At 40.6% G+C, this 19,193-nt stretch carries 16 protein-coding genes; 5 read left to right on the forward strand and 11 right to left on the reverse strand.

Annotated features, from left to right (window positions below):
- Positions 1-127 precede the first annotated feature (127 nt).
- A complete protein-coding gene (locus AC27JL_RS17740) occupies positions 128-2,302 on the forward strand; it encodes a S9 family peptidase (protein WP_487196233.1) in 2,175 nt (724 codons plus the stop codon).
- An 85-nt stretch (positions 2,303-2,387) separates the two neighbouring features.
- On the opposite strand, the gene AC27JL_RS17745 is transcribed toward AC27JL_RS17740, so the two are convergent.
- The 4 genes from AC27JL_RS17745 to AC27JL_RS17760 all read right to left on the reverse strand — a co-directional run bounded on the left by AC27JL_RS17745 (position 2,388) and on the right by AC27JL_RS17760 (position 6,129).
- A complete protein-coding gene (locus AC27JL_RS17745; protein ID WP_243532075.1) occupies positions 2,388-3,869 on the reverse strand; it encodes a sensor histidine kinase in 1,482 nt (493 codons plus the stop codon).
- Between the two features lie 10 nt (positions 3,870-3,879).
- Positions 3,880-4,605 (reverse strand): response regulator transcription factor, encoded by a 726-nt coding sequence (locus tag AC27JL_RS17750; protein WP_006792495.1) that lies wholly within the window; start codon positions 4,603-4,605, stop codon positions 3,880-3,882.
- Between the two features lie 89 nt (positions 4,606-4,694).
- Entirely contained in the window at positions 4,695-5,417 is a 723-nt protein-coding gene (locus tag AC27JL_RS17755) for a spondin domain-containing protein (RefSeq protein ID WP_487196234.1), read from the reverse strand.
- Positions 5,418-5,427: 10 nt separating this feature from the next.
- Entirely contained in the window at positions 5,428-6,129 is a 702-nt protein-coding gene (locus tag AC27JL_RS17760; protein ID WP_006792493.1) for a spondin domain-containing protein, read from the reverse strand.
- Between the two features lie 182 nt (positions 6,130-6,311).
- On the opposite strand from AC27JL_RS17760, the gene AC27JL_RS17765 reads away from it, so the two are divergent.
- Both AC27JL_RS17765 and AC27JL_RS17770 read left to right on the forward strand, forming a co-directional pair.
- Positions 6,312-6,677, forward strand: a complete 366-nt coding sequence (locus AC27JL_RS17765; RefSeq protein ID WP_006792492.1) for a DUF4870 domain-containing protein — start codon at positions 6,312-6,314, stop codon at positions 6,675-6,677.
- Between the two features lie 69 nt (positions 6,678-6,746).
- Positions 6,747-7,181: a YqaA family protein gene (locus AC27JL_RS17770; RefSeq protein ID WP_006792491.1), complete on the forward strand. Its 435-nt coding sequence runs from the start codon at positions 6,747-6,749 to the stop codon at positions 7,179-7,181.
- A gap of 12 nt (positions 7,182-7,193) precedes the next feature.
- Here AC27JL_RS17770 and folX read toward each other — a convergent pair whose 3' ends face one another.
- The 7 genes from folX to ycaO all read right to left on the reverse strand — a co-directional run bounded on the left by folX (position 7,194) and on the right by ycaO (position 15,789).
- Positions 7,194-7,550: a dihydroneopterin triphosphate 2'-epimerase gene (gene folX, locus AC27JL_RS17775; RefSeq protein ID WP_006792490.1), complete on the reverse strand. Its 357-nt coding sequence runs from the start codon at positions 7,548-7,550 to the stop codon at positions 7,194-7,196.
- A gap of 3 nt (positions 7,551-7,553) precedes the next feature.
- Positions 7,554-8,108, reverse strand: coding sequence for a GTP cyclohydrolase I FolE (folE, locus tag AC27JL_RS17780; protein WP_010557916.1), 555 nt, complete (start codon positions 8,106-8,108; stop codon positions 7,554-7,556).
- A gap of 17 nt (positions 8,109-8,125) precedes the next feature.
- Positions 8,126-8,845, reverse strand: a complete 720-nt coding sequence (gene folM, locus AC27JL_RS17785; RefSeq protein ID WP_487196235.1) for a dihydromonapterin reductase — start codon at positions 8,843-8,845, stop codon at positions 8,126-8,128.
- Positions 8,846-8,980: 135 nt separating this feature from the next.
- Positions 8,981-9,811, reverse strand: coding sequence for an ammonia-dependent NAD(+) synthetase (nadE, locus tag AC27JL_RS17790; protein WP_006792487.1), 831 nt, complete (start codon positions 9,809-9,811; stop codon positions 8,981-8,983).
- 68 nt (positions 9,812-9,879) lie between these two features.
- Entirely contained in the window at positions 9,880-10,509 is a 630-nt protein-coding gene (locus AC27JL_RS17795; RefSeq protein WP_203985432.1) for a YceH family protein, read from the reverse strand.
- A 51-nt stretch (positions 10,510-10,560) separates the two neighbouring features.
- Entirely contained in the window at positions 10,561-13,917 is a 3,357-nt protein-coding gene (locus AC27JL_RS17800; RefSeq protein WP_487196236.1) for an ATP-binding protein, read from the reverse strand.
- A 111-nt stretch (positions 13,918-14,028) separates the two neighbouring features.
- Entirely contained in the window at positions 14,029-15,789 is a 1,761-nt protein-coding gene (gene ycaO, locus AC27JL_RS17805; protein WP_341219181.1) for a 30S ribosomal protein S12 methylthiotransferase accessory factor YcaO, read from the reverse strand.
- Positions 15,790-15,936: 147 nt separating this feature from the next.
- Here ycaO and AC27JL_RS17810 point away from each other — a divergent pair, with 147 nt between their 5' ends.
- On the forward strand, positions 15,937-18,219 hold the full coding sequence (locus tag AC27JL_RS17810) for a penicillin acylase family protein (protein WP_487196237.1): 2,283 nt from the start codon (positions 15,937-15,939) through the stop codon (positions 18,217-18,219).
- Between the two features lie 57 nt (positions 18,220-18,276).
- Entirely contained in the window at positions 18,277-19,125 is an 849-nt protein-coding gene (locus AC27JL_RS17815) for an MBL fold metallo-hydrolase (protein ID WP_006792482.1), read from the forward strand.
- The last annotated feature ends 68 nt before the right edge of the window (positions 19,126-19,193 follow it).

Below are 19,193 nucleotides of genomic sequence, written 5' to 3' on the forward strand. Positions count from 1 at the left end.
TAAAAATGATTAAGTACTAAATTAAAGGGAGCTTCGGCTCCCTTTTTACATAGCTTCACAAACTAAATCACAAAAGGTATTAATTTTAGGTATATTTAGGTAACAAAAATAATAAGGACTTTGCCTGATGACACGTACTCCCTTTGCACTTGCTGCACTCTCGCTTGCTATTTTAAGCGGGTGTAATAAAGCCCCCGAAGAAACTCAAAAAAATACGGTTCAAGTTGAGTCAGCTCAAGCTGTAACAGCGGTTGCACCAATTGCTAAAAAAGTACCCCATGAAATGACCATTCATGGCGATACACGTATCGATAATTACTACTGGCTCAGAGATGACGAGCGAAAAGCACCTGAGATTATTAACTACTTAGAAGCCGAAAATGCGTATTCTGACGCTATGCTTGCGCATACTAAAAAATTACAAAGTAGTTTATTTGAAGAGCTTAAAGGGCGAATTCAAAAAGATGATGACTCTGTTCCGGTAAAAGACGGCCAGTACTATTACTCGTCGCAAACTCGCGGCGATAATGAGTACGCTACTTACTTACGCAGTAGTGATTTTGCAGGCACCGATCAGGAAGTTATTTTAGACGTAAATGAATTGGCTAAAGGTCATGACTATTTTGCGGTGAGTGGCCTAAATGTCAGCCCAAATGACAACTTAATGGCGTATGGGGAAGATACGGTGAGTCGCCGTGTTTACAACATAAAAATTAAGGATTTAAGCACTGGTAAATTATTAGACGACACGCTTGAAGGCACCAGTGGTTATGTTGTGTGGGCGAACGACAATAAAACAGTCTATTACATCAAAAAAGACGCGCAAACCTTACTTGGGTATCAGGTTTATCGTCATACGCTTGGTACACCACAAAGCGATGACGAGCTTGTTTACGAAGAAACAGACACAAGCTATTACACAGGTATGAGCAAGAGCAAAGACGGCTCAGAAATTTATATTTGGCATAGCAGTACTGATGCATCGGGTTTGTCAGTACTTAATGCAAATGATGTAAACGCTAAGCCTAAGCGCTTAATTGAACGTGAAGCCAACCTTGAATACAGCATTTCCAAATTAGGCAATACTTATTACATTGTTACTAATTTAAATGCCGTTAACTTTCAGCTTATGAAAGTAGATATTGATAAAGCCGGTGATAAAGCAAATTGGCAAAGCGTGATCCCTGCGCGTGAGGGTATTAAACTCGAAGGTGTTGAGTTGTTTGATGACTTCTTAGTATACCAACAACGCAAAATGGGCCAATCAACACTGATTGCGCGTAATTTAACATCGGGCAAAGAGTTACCACTAAGCTTTAACGACAGTGCATATACAATTAATGCGTACGGTAATAACGAATTAGACAGCGATACGCTGCGTGTTTACTACACCAGTATGACGACGCCGGGTTCATCTTATGATGTTAATTTGGCCACTGGCGAAAAAACATTATTAAAACAACAAACAGTATTAGGTGACTTTAACGCAGACAACTATGCCTCAGAACGTATTTTTGTAACAGCACGCGATGGCGTAGAAGTACCGGTGAGTTTGGTGTATCGAAAAGAGTTATTTAAAAAAGATGGCACTAACCCATTATTGCAATACGGTTATGGTTCGTATGGTGCAACAATGGATCCGAGCTTTTCGTCTGCACGATTAACGTTGCTTGACCGTGGTTTTGTATTTGCAATTGCCCATGTACGTGGTTCGCAAATGTTAGGTCGCCCGTGGTACGAAGCAGGTAAGCTACTTACCAAAAAGAACACGTTTAACGACTTTGTAGATGTAACTAAGTCATTAGTTGAGCAAAAGTATGGTGCAAAAGACAGCATATTTGCACAAGGCGGCAGTGCGGGTGGACTATTAATGGGTGCAGTGGCAAACCAAGCCCCTGAGCTTTATAAAGGCATGGTTGCACAGGTTGCGTTTGTTGATGTGGTTACCACTATGCTGGATGAAACGATTCCGCTTACAACTAACGAGTATGGCGAGTGGGGTAACCCTAACGAGAAAGAATATTACGATTATATGTTGTCGTATTCACCGTACGATCAAGTCAGTAAGCAAGACTACCCTAATATGTTAGTTACTACAGGCTTACACGATTCACAGGTTCAATATTTTGAGCCAGCAAAATGGGTTGCTAAGCTGCGTGACTACAAAACAGATGATAATAAACTATTATTTAAAATAGATATGGAAGCCGGGCACGGCGGTGCTTCTGGCCGTTTTAAACGCTTAGAAGATGCCGCGTTAAATTATGCATTTATGCTTGATTTAGCGGGTATAAAAAAATAACAAACCCTAGGGGCTGTTTATTTAATTTGCAAAGGTCAGCGGTCCCACAATTCAACTAAGTAATGAGCTAAGGCGTAACGTTAAGTTACGCCTTTTTTTGTGGCAAATTAAAGCTAAACATGGTGCCTTTGCCTAGTTCACTTTGTACATTTATTTCACTGTCCATGAGCTTTAATAGCCCGCGGCAAATAGCAAGGCCCAATCCCCCTTGTTGTCGGCCGGCTTTGTTAGAATTACTAGCTTGGTAATGAGGATCAAAAATGGCATTTAACTCTTCGTGTTTAATACCCACGCCGGTATCAGAAACCTGCACAAATAATTGATTGTCATCACCGCGTTTTACACGTACAGCAATACTGCCGTCACGCGGGGTATGCCTAATTGCGTTATCGATTAAGTTACTTAAAACACGCTCAAGTTTGGCTATGTCGGCAATGACAGGAAAGTCACAAATTTCTGGCTCAACCGATAAATTAATGCCTTTTTTCTCTACGGCCAAACTAAACTTAGCAATACAATCGTAAATAAGTTCACCTAGGTTAAATGTTTCTTTGTTAATACTTATTTCGCCATTTTCGAGGTGTGCGAGTTCAAAAATTTGCTCTATTAGTTGCTTAAGTTGACCACAGTTATTCAGTGATACTTGCAAGTACTCTTGCTGCTCTTGCGCACTTAGTTTGTCACCTGACTGATTTAACACCTCTAAAAAACCTTGTAACGAAGCCAGTGGTGTACGTAAGTCATGAGATAAGTGAGTAAGTAGCTCTTTGCGTTGTTTATCGCCTTGCTCTAGTGCTTTAAATTGCTCATTTATACGTGTGAGCATTGCTTGAATAGTTCGGCTTAAGCTATGGACTTCATTACTTTTTTGAGTTGAATAAATACTCAGTTTTGTGTCGTTTAGGCTGTAGTTTGCAGCCTCAATTTTGCTTACATCTTTTGCAAGGCGTTGAATAGGGTTTGTAAAAAATCGCAGTAAAATAAGCATCGCAATAAATAAAAAAACGAGTGCTGAGCCTAACCATATGGCAGCCAATAATAACGAGTCGTTACTTTTTATATGATTAAGAGAGGTGTCGTATGCCTCACCACCAATAATCACATATAAATACCCTTGCAATGTGTTGTTATTAAAAACAGGCGCCACAGAAAATATTTTTTGTTGATCAGGGTTTCTTGGGTTGTCGCCATAAACTGGTGTAGCACTTGGGTTAGCTATAAGGTGCTTTAATGGCGTTAAATTAATATGTGTACGCTTCACTTTTCCGGGTTCTGCGGAGTAAGTTAATATTTTTCCGTTTTCGTCTACAAAGTAAAATTCAAAGGCGGGGCCGAGTAACATTAAGGTATGAAATAGGTTTTCAAGGGCTTCGTAATCGTATACGCCTTCTTTTATCAATGGGTTATCTTGTACTAAATGCTCAGCTAGCGCTAAATGTAAATTTTGTTCTCCATGATGTTTAGAGTTGAGTTCTAGCTGTTTACTCCAGCTATAAACCAGCGCGCAAATAAAACAAAAAATAACGGCTAACGACACTGCTAATTTTTGGTACAAAGAAAGTCTCATAATAAAAATCTTAATTAAGTTGGCTTGGATTGAGTTTGTATCCCACACCCCAAACGGTTTCTATAATAGGTGTCGATTGGTGCAATTCAAGCTTTGCGCGTAACCGATTAATATGTGAATTAACAGTATGTTCGTAACCGCTATGTTGGTAGCCCCAGACTTTATCAAGTAGTTGCTGGCGACTAAATACATGGTTAGGGTGGCGTGCAAAATACACCAGCAAATCAAACTCGGTGGCAGTTAGGTTAATTGCCTGTTCGGCTAAATACACTTGATGAGAGTCAAACTCAATGTTTAATGAGCCAACTTTAAGGGTTTGTTCACTTGCAACAGAGGGTTCATCGGTATTTTGGCTGGCGAGTAACTGTGCTCTGTGTCGAAGTTGGGTTTTTACTCTGGCCTGTAGTTCACGTGCAAAAAAGGGTTTACAAATATAGTCGTCTGCGCCCATTTCTAGGCCAATAACCCTATCCATGTCACTACTTAGTGCGGTGAGTAAAATAACGGAGGTAGTTGGGTAGTGCTCTTTTATTTTACGACATAAACTTAATCCATCCATTTGCGGCAGGTTTATATCCAGTAAAATAAGCCCGTACGGATGCTTGGCAATTTTTTTTAGAGCCAGTTCAGCACTTATAACATGATCCACATGTAAATTTAGCGATGTAAGCTGTGTGGTAATTAACTTACCAATTTCTCTGTCGTCTTCAACTATGAGTAATTTTTCATGACGCATTGTTTATCCTCGTAAAAAAAAGGGGGCTTCCGTGCGCCCCTACTTCCCCATTACAAGCTGGTATATCAAGGTCAATACTGATAAACGAATTACTGAGTGCGGGTAATAACCACTTTTGCTAATGGGTTATCAAACTTATGTTCAGGGCTAAGTACTGAACTAGATAAGCCATCTTCATTTGTAACTACACCTGGGTGTCTTGCTACAAAATTAACATCATCACGGGCTTCATTAAAACCTTCTCCGCCATCAGCAGGACCGGGTATCGTACCAGCTGCTTCTGTATTTGCTTCAGTACCTGCATCATAAGCAACAGTGGTGCGAATTAAAGAGTCACCCACGGCTAATGAAGATACGTCTAAAGCACTAAGACCGGTAAATCCATCATTTGTGTTCACCATCATAGTGGCAAGTGAAAGCTTGAGTGCTTCAAGTGAGTCTGTCGTTAATGTAATCGTGGTATTTACGCCAGGTCCAACAGCGCCTTCGCTTGATGCATTTGCAATGGCGTTTTCTAATGCAAGTAGTTGGCTGTTGTCGCCTCCTTCAGCCATTGTTTCTAATGCAACCGATGCAGGACTACCTATTTGCCAAAGTGTGCCTTCTGTATGTGCAATAATGGCAATAGGCGATAGTGGCTGCCCTGCGGTTAAATTACTGACGGTTACATCAAATGTATAGCTTACAGGCTCAGGAGTCGGCGGTGTGACAACTTGAACAGGATCGTTACTGTCGTTGTCGCCACAGGCTGCAAGTGAAGCTGCAAGTGCAACAACCACGATGCTTTTTTTAAAGTTATTTAAAGATGCCATGATTACGCTCCTACTTAACCGTAACGGTTAGTTTAGCTACAGGGTTTAACCATCTGTGAACCGTGTTGCTTAAATCACTATTACCAGCGGTTAAGTCGTCGTCACCTAGTGTACCAGGGTGAATATGCACATTAATGTTGCTATCGGTGCTTGTTAAGCCTGCGCCACCTGTACCCGCATCACCACCTGGTGCTGCAGGAATACCTGGCGTACCAGGTGCTCCAGAACCTTCAACCACGAGCTCATTATTTTGCTCAGTGCCCGCATCGTATGCATTTAAATAAACTGTGTAGGTACCGGCTTCGGTTGGTATTTTCCAGCTATCAAGGCCAACAAAGCCATCGTTTGTAGGTAGTAACATAGCGGTCACTGATAAGTAATCGTTACCGTCTGTCGTCATTAGTGTTGTCATGGTTGATGACGATGGTGCTAATAGACCTTCTGCTGGGTTTGCAGCCATATCGCTACCAGCTGCAGTGGCTTGTGCCATTAGTTCAGCAATGTTGCCGCCTTCAGCCATTGTTTGTAATGCGGTAGAAGCTTCAGTTGCAACTTCAAAAAGCTTATCTTCACTGTTGTGTGCTGTAACGAGTAGCGGAGTGAAGTGAATGCCTTGGGTAAGGTTGGTTATTGTTAAGTCTAACTCTGCAGCCATGGTTGACTGGCTAGCTACCGCTAAAAGAGTTGCAAGTGTAAAAGTTGAAGCTTTCATTTTTTATTTCCTGTAAGTGATGATTCGAGATAAGTATTGAACAATCGTCTCCAGAAACTCTCACAAACTTATCACTTTTTTATCACAGGAATGTAGGCTGTGATTTTTGTAAATAAATACGCCAGAAAATTTATAGACCTGTGTATAATTAAACCGCATTATAAAAATTATAGGATTGTGTTATGGAAGAAAATCAACAGGTTAAAGTAGTAAATAAAGATGAGCGCACATGGGCAATGTTGTGCCATTTAAGCGCGTTTGCTGGATTTATTGTGCCGTTTGGTTCAATAATAGGACCATTAATTATTTGGTTAATTAAAAAAGATGAAATGCAAATGGTTAATGAGCACGGTAAAAAAGCGCTTAATTTTCAGATAACCATGGCAATTGCCTATATTATTTGTTTTGTATTGATGTTTGTTGTGATCGGTGTAATTTTATTACCAATTGTGGCTATCTTTTCTTTTATTATGGTGGTTTTAGCGAGTATTAAAGCCAATGAAGGTAAAGAGTTTAATTATCCACTGAGTTTAAATTTGATAAAATAAACGCTCAATTATTTATATAAACAGACCCTAGCCTAAGGCTGGGGTTTTACCTTTCCCCGCAAGGTTATTATGCTTTATCTAACGCTGTTTTTAAGCGCATTTATTTCAGCTACGCTATTGCCGAGTTCTTCGGAGGTGATCATGGTGGGAATGATCACACAAAGCCAGGTTAACCTTTGGCTTTTATGGTTGGTTGCAACACTAGGTAATGTATTGGGAAGCTGTGTTAACTACTGGTTAGGCACGCAAGTTTTACGTTTTAAACATAAAAAGTGGTTTCCGGTATCAGAACAAGGGCTTGAAAAAGCACAAAATCAGTTTAATAAATATGGCGTATACAGCTTATTGTTTGCATGGCTGCCTGTTGTTGGCGACCCATTAACAGTTATTGGCGGTATTTTTAAAGTGAGGTTTAGCGTGTTTTTACTTTTAGTAACACTTGGCAAAGGCGCACGCTATTTAGCGGTTATTGCCCTTGCCGTGGGAGTAGAAGCTCTTATTTAAGCTATAAGCACACTACTTTTTCCAATCAAGTGTTAACGATACAGAGTCAGCAAAGCGAAGCGCATGCGGTTTATCTACACGGGCTTTGGCATAATTTACACTCGGGTGTGAATGACAAACAGCAAGAATTTCAGCGACTAGCTTTTCTAGCAATAAAAAGTGTCCTTGCTCAACTAAACTAATCACCTCTTTGGTGATCACTTTATAGTTAAGTGCTTGGTCTACTTCATCGGTTTTACATGCGTTGTCGGCAGGGTAGTGAATCTCAAGGTTGATCACTACGTCTTGCTTTTTTTCACGCTCTTCAGGATTAAAACCAATAAATGTACGTAAGCGTAAGTTAGTAACATTAATAATTGCGTTGGCCATAGATTACCCTTTAATAAGCTGCAAAAATTCGTTGCGTGTTTTAGGGTCGCTTCTAAAGTTACCCAGCATTACTGATGTACGCATGCTTGAGTTTTGCTTTTCTACACCGCGCATCATCATGCACATGTGCTTAGCTTCAACAATAACGCCTACACCTTTTGCACCAGTCACTTCTTCAACGGCTTTGGCAATTTGATGTGTTAACTGTTCTTGTATTTGAAAACGACGCGAAAACATATCAACAATACGCGCAAATTTAGATAACCCCAGCACCTTGCCGTTTGGAATATAAGCAATATGGCAGCGCCCAATAAATGGTAGCAAGTGATGCTCACACATAGAGTAAAGTTCTATATCTTGCACAAGTACCATGTCGTCTGCATCAGAGGTAAATACGGCATTATTAGTAATTTCATCAAGCGTTTGGCGATACCCTTGTGTTAGGTATTCCATTGCTTTTGCAGCACGTTTTGGTGTGTCTAATAAACCTTCGCGTTCAGCGTCTTCGCCTACGGCGGTTATAATTTTTTGGTAGCTGTCTTTTAATTCGTTATGCATAGGTGTCTCAGTGTTTTTTACTTTAAATGACGTCCGCCATCAACAGGGATAGAGCGCCCTGTTATGTACTGACTTTGTAATAGTAAATCAATGCTGTTTATAATTTCTTGGCACCCAGGTTCGATGCCCATCAATGATTTTTTAAGTGTTTTAGCGCGGTATTGTTCGTCGTCGTGCTCGTTAAAAATAATAAGCGAAGGCGCAACCGCATTTACTTTTATATTTGGTGCGTATTTAGCACTAAACGATTTTGTTAGATTATCAAGTGCGCCCTTGCTTGCCGCATATGCCAAATGCTTAGGGCTTCCTGTTTCAACCACATAGTCAGTAAGGTGTACAATATCAGCCGCAGCACCGCTAGCTTGCTGGTACGCTAAAAGTAAGTCAGCGCACTGCATATTAATTAAGTAGGGTGTTTTGGCATGAATGCGCATCATGTTATCAAAAAGCTTGGCGTGGTCTGGGTTATTTGCTTCACAATCCCAGCTAGACGCATTGTGTATAACAGCCTTTAAGGATTGGGTATGTGCTTTCAATGTATTAATAAACTCATTAATTCCTGCATCAGTACTGAAATCGGCATGGATACAAGTCAATCCCTGCTGCGCTAGTTTTTCTACGGCATCATGGCGAGTACGATAAGTAATAATCACTTTTTGCCCTTGGGTTAAGTAATGCTGAGCAAGGGCTAGGCCGATTCGTTGGCCTGCGCCAGTAATTAAAATAGGCGATGTCATATAATGCAGTGTTCTCTTTGGCAAGTTTTTAATAAATATTAGTACGTTAAGTGCAATGTGTACGTAATATTTGAGTAGGGCGATCAAAAAAGCAATTAAACTAGATGCTGTTAATTGCTTTTTATATCACTCATATCAATCGTAAATTGTTGGTATTGGCTGGCGTTTATGTTGCGTGCGCAGGTATATACCGATTAACTTTTGCTCCACCTCTTCAGAGACAGGTTTGCCCTCTAAAAAATCATCAATTTGATTGTAACTTAAACCGAGCGCTTCTTCGTCGGTGAGGCCCGGTCGGTCGCTTTCTAAATCGGCTGTAGGGGCTTTTTCAACAAGCACAGCTGGCGCACCTAGGGCAGTCGCTAGTGCGCGAACTTGGCGTTTAGATAAACCAAAAAGAGGCGCTAAATCACAAGCACCATCGCCAAATTTAGTGTAAAAGCCTGTAATGTTTTCTGCACTATGATCGGTACCTACAACTAAGCCTTGGCTAAAACCTGCAATTTCGTATTGAGAAACCATACGTTGGCGTGCTTTAACGTTACCTTTAATAAAATCTATTTGAGCTTGCTCTGGTAATGCGTCACCGCTGCTAGTCATTGCGATTAACACTTGCTCATGTAACGCATCAGCAGCAGGCTGAATATTAACGGTCATACGCTTACTTGGCTGAATAAAATCTACCGCCATTTGTGCTTCGTCTTCATCAGCTTGCACGCCGTAAGGTAGGCGCACAGCAATAAATTGATATTTGTTGGTGCTGTGTTCTTCATTTAATTCGTTAACAGCTAATTGGCATAAACGGCCGCAAGTTGAAGAATCAACCCCGCCACTAATGCCAAGCACAAGCGAGCGTGAGTGGGCTGCAACTAAACGTGCTTTTATAAAGTTAACTCGACGAGAGATCTCAGCGTTTACATCAATGGTTGGCTGAACTTTCATTTCAGCCATTATTTCGGCGCGCATTGCCGGCTCCTTGTAAGATTTTAAATGTGATACGCAATAAACTTATTATGTGATTTAGTTTTACTTATTTAAAGCCCTAAATGTGCTTTTATCTGGTTAAGTTCTGCTTTTAACTCTTCTACTTCGCGTAATAAATCGTTTAGCTCTTTATCTTTAATGGCTTCGCTGGGTAAATTAATGGTATCGCTATCAGGCGTAATTGGTTGCTCACCAAATAAATGAATATATCGGCTTTCACGTTTACCTGCTTCGCGCGGTAACTTTGCAACTTGCTCATTTTCAATTAATTTATTTAGCGCATTTTCAACTTCATCTACATTATTAAAATCAGCGAGACGAGCGCTGCGTGTTCTTAATTCACCGGGTGTTTGGGCGCCGCGTAACAGCAATAGGCAAATAATGGCACGTTGTTGTGCTGAAAACTGTAAGCTACTAAATTCGGTATTACAAAAGCGGTGGTCGTATTTATTTACTCGCCCCGAAAGTGCTTCATCAACAGTAACTAGGCGCATGTCACTAAGTTCATCTAGCGCAACTTGCACATCACTTTCGGTTAAATTAAGAACAGGATCGCGATTCGATTTTTGATTACATGCATTGGTTAACCCATTCAGTGACAAAGGATAATGCTCTGGTGTAGTGCTTTGTTTTTCTAGGAGACAACCAATAACACGTTGTTGGTGTGGTGATAACTGCATAAGTACCCTTAAAAATATTAATTGTTAATGCTAATTAGTGGTAAGCCTTATTTAACTGCCAAGCCAGTGCTGCAACTTGGGTTTTAAGGCGGCCATATCAAGCGGCTTAGTTAAGTAATCGTCCATGCCCGCAGCAATACATTTTTCTCTATCGCCTTGCATGGCATTAGCCGTTAAAGCAATAATTGATACAGCATTATATTTTTCACCTGCTCCGCCTTGTCTGATTGCCTGCGTGGCTTGATAACCATCCATTATTGGCATTTGGCAATCCATTAAAATAAGTTTATACGGGTTATTTTGTTTGGCGTTTAGTTTGCTAATTGCTTGCTCACCATTTTCAGCAATATCAAAGATCACCCCGGCCTCTTTTAACAATGCAGAGGCCACAACTTGATTTATTTTATTGTCTTCTACTAACAATAAAACGGGCTCTGATGAATCTTTAATAGGTGCTTTTGTAAGTGTATTAGTGAGTTGCGCCTGATTTAATTGCTGCTCTAAAAATTTTTCATTAGTGAGTGAATCAAACAAATCTGATGGCGTAAGAGGTTTAAAAATCATGCAGTCGACATTCATTTTAAGCGTTGATTCTTTTTGTGAATAACTCATTGGCGCCATAATTACTGATTTACATTTAAACTTTTTAATAAAGTTTTGTAAGGCGGTTGTTTGCGTTTTTGCAGCAACAGAAAAAAAGTGATAATCAACTAAAATTGCATCGTACGAATGAGTCGTCTTTTCTAAATGTGTCAGCACCTCACTATAGTCATTAATAAACTCGACATGGGCACCCCAAATCATCAGCTGTTTAGTGGCTATACTGGTATTTAAGTGGCATTCATCAATAATTAAAATACGTTTGTTGTTTATTAGGTGGCTTGGTAAATCTTGTTCTTTACTTAATCTAGGCTGTATTTTTACACTAAATGAAAACGTACTGCCTTCGCCTTCAACACTGTTGACACTGACGCTTCCGCCCATTAATTCACATAGTTGTTTTACTATCGTTAGCCCAAGGCCTGTACCGCCAAATTGGCGCGTAGTTGAAGTGTCGGCCTGTGTAAATGAATTAAATAATGATGTTTGCTGGTTTTTATTAATACCAATACCAGTATCAATTACTGAGCACTCTAAAAAGGAGCCATCGGTAGAGTCGTCCACTCTGGCTATAATAATAACGTCACCGTTTTTAGTAAATTTAACAGCATTGCCAATCAGGTTATTAAGAATTTGCCTAAGCCTATTCGGATCACTAATTATTTCACTTACTGTAATTTGGGTTGCGTCTAAAATGAGTTTTGTATTGTTTTGCTCTACTTTTAGTGCAAACGATTCAACCACTTCACCTAATAATTTGGGGAGATTAAACTGAATACTATCAATATTAAGTTTACCCGCTTCCATTTTAGAGAAGTCTAATATGTCATTAATAATATTAAGCAATGATTCGGCAGATGATTGCGCAAGCTCTATATGATGTGCTTGTTGTTGATCTAACTTTGTTTGCTTAATTATATTTAGCATGCCTAGCACCCCATTCATAGGAGTGCGAATTTCGTGGCTCATAGTTGCTAAAAATTCACTTTTTGCTGCCACCGCTTGTTCGGCTAATTCCTTAGCTTCTACTAATTCTTGTTCTGCTTCTATGCGTTGCTGGCTTGAATGTAAACTGCCTATAAGCGTAGCCACTGTGATTAAAAAACTTTCTTCGTTTTTTGTCCACAAGCGTGTGGTTTTGCATTGCTCAGCACATATTATTCCTAATACTCCGTTGCCGGCAGGGATTGTTACGCACAGCATCGATTTTATTCCCAGTGGCAATAAGTAATATGGCGACAAAGGAGATAGCGCTGAATTATGAATAACGTCGGGAATATTAAAAACAGCTTGGTGATCAAGCATATTAAAAAAGTCAGGAAGGTGTTTTCTAAGCCAAGTAAGTTCAACGCTCTCGGCCTGTGTTAATTCGCTATGAAGTGCAAACGGTATTAACTGTGTTTGGTCTTCGTTATAAAAACGAATGCTGGCACGCTCAATTTTTAAAGCATGGCAAATAGCCTCAGTGAGTATGTCTTTTGATTGGCTAAGTTTACCGTTTAAAATGAGCTTATTAACCGTTAATGAGGCTAACGTTTCATTGTGTAGTGCTGTAAAGCTGTTTTCTAATTCAATTTTTTTACGGGTATCAATATTTTGTAGCGAACCAAAAATACGCACACATCGACCATTTTTATGTTCAGCTTCTGCGTTAACCAGTACCCATACAGCTTTCCCTTCGCCGTTTATTACTTCTATTTCAACTTCGTAACTGTGGCCATATTTAATAGCACGTTCGAGTAGAGGTTTGATCGTTTCTCTGCTTTCGCCCTCTTTAAAATAGCTTAAATCTTCAGGCCATTGTGGCTGGGTATTGAGTGGGTATTTAAACAGTTTTTTAGTCATATCTGACCAATAAACTTGCTTGGTTTCTAAATTAAACGACCACGCACCTATTTGCGCCAAATCGCTCATGGTTTCTAGCATTCTTTCGTTTTTTTGCTGACGGTCAAGCATTTTTAAAAAGAACAAAAATGCCCATGTAAGTAACGCACAAATAATAATTATTGCTAAACGTAATGGCCAAACTGCTGAGTTGGGTGGGCTCCAGCCCTGCTTGGGTGCAACGTATAACTGCCAGCTTCCGCCTTGAAAGTTTAACGAAAATGCGAGGGGATCTTGATTTAATATTGCGGCGTCACCAAAAAAAAACTCGCCTTTATCGCCCAGCCCATTTCTGCCTTGGAGTGCAACGTTATATTTTTCTTTAAGATCTAAAATTCCGGCGTTTTTATAAATTTTATTAATATCTAGAACAACAGAAAGTAATCCCCAAAAATTTTTATCAGGCGGGGTATAGACTGGCACACGCGCTATGAGTGCCTCACCTCCTTGCACTAGCGTTAACGGGCCAGCCATTATAATTGTGTTGGTGTCTCGCGCTTTAATAGCGTCAGCGCGTTGATTTTTATTCGCCAGCAAGTTGAGGCCCAGAGCCGCTTCATTTCCTTCAAGCGGGTAAGTCATTTTAATAATCATATTGGGTGCACCGCCAATATTTCTAAGCTCTTTTGATGTATTAAAAAGGGGGGCTGCAATTTGTGCAAAGCGTTCTTGATTTAAGTTAGGCTCTGCAGAAACAGCCACGCCTAAGCCGCGTACTAACTGAATGTTAGAAATTAAAATGGCTTCTAGTTGTGCTCTATAGGTGCTTACATCGGAGAGGATTTGAAGGCGATGAGCGTCTTTCACGCGAGTGTAATTAATGCGCTCTAGTACAACACTAATAAGCAGTAGTAGTGTCATCGATAACCAAAAAGTTCGGTTATAGTTGTGCGCACTTGCTTTTTTATTGTTAGTTGGTGGCATTAGCTACTATTGGCTTGAATTTAGGCTATTCCACTATAGCTATTTATTGCACAAATTAAAATGACGCTTATGCATAAGCGCCATTTTATTTTTATAGATAGTATTTTAAAACTATGAGTCGCTTACTTCACGCGCCCAATGATTTTGCTTAGCTACATGTAACTTACGGTAGCCATCAAGTAGCGCTGCATGCTTTTTAAAGCCTTCAAGCGATAAACCTGGGAAGGTTAAACCATTAAATAATGTACGGCCTTCAGCAATTTCAATTGCAAGCGCTACGTTGTCGCTACCAAACATTAAACCCAGTGCATCTTGGTAGTCGGCGTATTCACGCTCGTCATCGTATTTAATTTCGAGAATGGCTTTTAAGCAGCGGAAATGGCGCATTGCCTCTTCGTTTACTTGGCCTGTATGCAGTATCCAGTCAACCCAATCGATTGCTTCTTCGCTGCCTGCGGCTAAACATAGGTGCGCTTTAAGCTCACCAATACGCAGCGTATGCCAAGGTGTATCGGCATCGGTTGCAAGGCCAATAAACTCTGCTGCGCGAATAATATCGCTGTGGCCGGCTTCCTCTAAGCTATCGTAAATGTCCATCCATTGCTCAGCATCGTACTGATCAAGCGATAGGAATGCTTCACGGAATTTAGCGCCTTCGTTGTTGTTACGCCAAATCAGCTCATCTACTGGGTAAATGTCTGACATGCCCGGTACTAAAATTCGACATGCATACACGTTTAAGTGCGTGTAATCCATAATGTAAATGTCGTGGTTCATGCTGTGGATTAAGTCAGTACAGAAGTTATATTCTTGCTCTGTTGTACCGCTGAAGTCCCAGTGTACAAAGTCAAAATCAGGCGTTGCACGGAAAAAGTCATGCGATATTAAACCGCTAGAATCAATAAAGTGCAGTTCAATGTTTTCAGGCGTTGCTACTTCGTCGTTATCAAACGTGGCTGGTTGAAACACATCAAGCTGATCAAGGCGGCGACCTTGTAAAAGTTCTGTAACGGTACGCTCAAGGGCTACTTCAAATGAAGGGTGAGCACCAAACGAGGCAAATACAGAGCCATCTGTTGGGTTAATCAGCGTTACGCTCATTACTGGGTATTTACCGCCTAGTGATGCATCGGCAATACGTAAATGAAAACCATGGCTACGCAGTTCTTCACATGCTTCGTGAATTTGTGGGTACTGCTTAACAACCTCTTCAGGCACGATTGGTAAACAAATGCCTTCAGCAATAATACGGTTTTTTATTGCGCGTTCAAATACTTCAGACAAGCCCTGAACTCGCGCTTCAAACTTGGTGTTACCTGCGCTCATACCGTTAGATACAAAAATATTACCAATCACGTTTACTGGAATGTACACGTCTTGGTTATCGCGTTGGCGCGTGTATGGCAATGTACAAATGCCGCGCTCGTTATTACCAGAGTTAAAATCAAAAAGGTGTGATGCATTAAGTTCGCGCTCTGGATCAAAGTAATCCCACAGGCTTTCATCCATTATGCCCTCAGGCACTTCTTCACCTTCAACTTTAAACCATTTTTCGTTTGGGTAATGAGTAAACTCACCGTTGGCAAATTCTTCACCTAGGTAAAAGTCAGCAAAAAAGTAGTTACAGCTTAAACGCTCAAAATATTCACCAAGTGCAGAAGCAATAGATGCTTTATCAGTTGCACCTTTACCATTAGTAAACATAACACCGCAGTCGCTATCTTTTATATGAACCGAATAACAGTTAGCTACAGGGTTAAGCCAAAGCGCCTCTTCAACATTAATGTTTAGGGCTTTAAGCTTGTTTTGCATGGTAGAGATTGACGATTCTAAATCGCGGTCTTTACCTTTGATAAACGTTTTTTCAGTCATATTGATCTCAACTAGTTCTGCACGATGTGTGGAAGTGACATTATCGTGGATTTTGATGTTTATTTCATCCTTTGCGAGCAAGATCATGATTATTTAATAAATCTGTGGTTATTATATAAGCAACGCAAAGGGTGGAAGGGCAACTCAATGTATAAACTAATCAAACGCTTGTTGTTATTAATTGTAATTTTAGGGCTGAGTGGCACCGCTGTTGTGTATGGGGTACTTAGCTTAAGTTTACCTGCACTTGATGGCAACGGGCGCAGTATGGCAGTGAATGACCCCGTTAAAATTTCCCGTGATACATTGGGCCAAGCTGTTATCAACGCTAAAAGCCGTAACGATGCCGCTTATGGCTTAGGGTATGCGCACGGACAGGACCGATTTTTTCAAATGGACCTACTTAGGCGTAATGCTGCAGGAGAGCTAAGTGAATTATTTGGTAAAGCCGCTGTTGAGCTTGATAAAAAAATGCGTTTTCATCAACTACGAAAACGTAGCCTCGCTATTTTAAATACCTTACCAGAGCGCGATAAACAGCTGTTAAAAAGTTATGCTCAAGGCGTAAACGAAGGTTTAGCCCAAGTAGGGTATGCAAGCTTTGAATATATACTTACCGGCGCAACTCAAAAACCGTGGCAAAGCGAAGACAGCTTATTAGTGATTTTTAGCATGTACTTAGATTTACAAAGCATGACATTTAATCGCGATCAAACTTTGATTCAATTAGAGCAAATATACAGTAAAAATATGGTTGATTTTTTAACGCAACCTAGCCAATACCAAGCTGCGCTTGATGGTAGTAAATTAGCCCCATTTGCAGGTGAATTACCCATTCTTGCATCGCAAACGACTCATGTTGCAAGCCACATTGAAGCCCCTCAAGAGCTTGGTAGTAATAATTGGGCCGTTACCGGAGAGCTTACAAAAACAGCTGCAGGTATGGTGTCTGACGATATGCACTTATCAATGGCGGTGCCGGTTATTTGGTACAGAGCGCAGCTTAATTACACACAAAATGGTAAACAATCTCAAATAACAGGCGTATCACTTCCTGGCACTCCTGCCATTGTAGTGGGAACCAATAATAAAATTGCATGGGGTTTCACTAACGGTTATTTAGATACTGCCGATTGGATTGCGCTAAATAGCGATAGCAAAACATGGCTTGTTGATGAGCCTATTTTATTACCTGAAGGAGGCGTTGAAACTTACTCGCTAATAATGAGCGAATACGGCCCAGTAAAATACATTAACGAAAAGCCTTATGCACTTAGTTGGGCAGCGCATCAACCTTATGCGGTTAACATGCAGCTATTAAAGCTTGAGCAAGCAGATACTGTGGACGATGCGCTCGCCCTTGCAAGTAATGTGGGTATACCTGTACAGAATTTAATGGTTGTTGATAGCCTAGGTAATGCGGCATGGAAAAATATAGGCGGTATTCCGGCGCGTACAAATGTCAGTGAGTTAAGTGTAAATGCACAGCACTACTCTGCACTTTTTGAGCAAAACGAAATTAATCGCCCATTTGTTAAAAACCCACCCAGCGGGCGATTATGGACAGGAAACTCTCGGGTTGTATCTGCCAGCGACAACGCACGTTTTGGTAATGGCGGCTACGCATTAGGCGCACGTTCAAGCCAAATTCGTGACCGTTTATTTGAAAAACAAACCTTTGCCGAGAGCGACTTTTACGCACTACAGCTTGATAACCAAGCCCGCTTTTTAATGCCATGGCATGAGTTGTTACTCAAGCAGTTAAAAACCAATGAGGTTAAAAATGCGAAGTACATCACAGAGCTTGAAAACTGGCAGCAATGCGCATGTGCTTCTTCGGTAGGCTATACCCTGGTTAAACGCTATAGAGACGAAGTTATTAACCTTGTGTTTAACCATATTGAAGTCACTCTTAATGAGCATGAGGGCACACTTAAGCCTATCAAGCGTGGGTTGGAGCCGGCGCTGTGGCAACTTATTAATAATAGACCTGCATCTTGGATTAACCCTCAATTTAATAGTTGGGACGAACAATTAGCGGGTGCTTTTGATCACACTGTAAATAAATTGAGTGAGCAATTTGGCACTAATATAAAACAGTGGCAGTGGGGTAAAGTTAATGAGCTGGTAATCGAGCATCCCTTTGCAAAACAAATCCCTTTATTGGCAAAGTTACTTAATATGCCAACCGCTGCAGGATTTGGTGATTCCTATATGCCTGCGGTGCAGGGGCGGAGTTTTGGTGCATCACAACGTTTTATTGCTCAGCCAGGGCATTTAGAACATGCTATTTTAAGCGTGCCAGGTGGCCAATCGGGTCACCCGCTATCAGAGTTTTATAGAGCTGGTTTTAGGGACTATATTGAAGGGAAGCAAACTGCGCTATTACCACAAACGTTAATGCATCAAATCGTTATCTCACCAAAGTAGTGTGAGCCAAAATGTAAGTAATCACGTTCTATATAACTCTAACAATGGAGAACTAAAATGAAAAAATTACTACCCGCGTTAATAACTGGTTTACTACTGAGCGCATCGGCTCATGCAGACGATAACCCCGTTACCGCAGAAAAACTAAGTGAAAGTGTCTATGTACTATTTGGGCAAGGTGGCAACATTGCTGCGAGTGTGGGTGATGACGGCATTTATATTATTGACGATCAGTTTGCTAAGCTCTCAGATGATATAAAAAAAACCATCAGCGACTTAAAGCCTGGTAGCGCCGAATTTGTAATTAATACCCATCACCATGGCGACCATACCGGCGGCAATGAAAATTTTGCAAAAGCAGGTGCACATGTCATTGCGCACGACAATGTCCATAAGCGTTTGAAAGAAAAGCATGGTGAGGGTTCTAAATTTTTACCTCGTATTAGTTTTGGTCACGATTTAAAACTTCATTTTAATAACGAACACGCACACGTTGTGCATTACAAACATGCCCATACCGATGGTGACTCAGTTATCTTTTTTAGTAACGACAACATAGTTCACATGGGTGATATTTATTTTAATTTTGGTAGCTTACCGTTTGTTGATGTAGATAGTGGCGGCAGTGTTGATGGAGTATTAGCTGCGGTTGACGATGTTATTAACCAAATTGACGATAATACACAAGTTATTCCGGGGCATGGTCCAGTAAGTGACCGTTCAGGGCTTATAACGTATCGTAAGCTGGTGCAAAAAGCCAAAGATGTTATGCTTAAGGCAATGCAAAACGATGCAAGTTTGCAGCAAGTACTTGACGCCGACCCATTATCAGAGCTGGGTCTTAAATATGCAAAATGGCTACCAAAAGAGCGAGTAACCACATTGTTTTATCGTAGCTTAAAGTAACTTGCAAAGTGAGTTAGCACGCATAATATAGTTTATTAAGCTGAGCATTTGTTCAGCTTTTTTGTTCC

It is taken from the genome of Pseudoalteromonas sp. 4NS20-0020 (assembly GCF_057554385.1).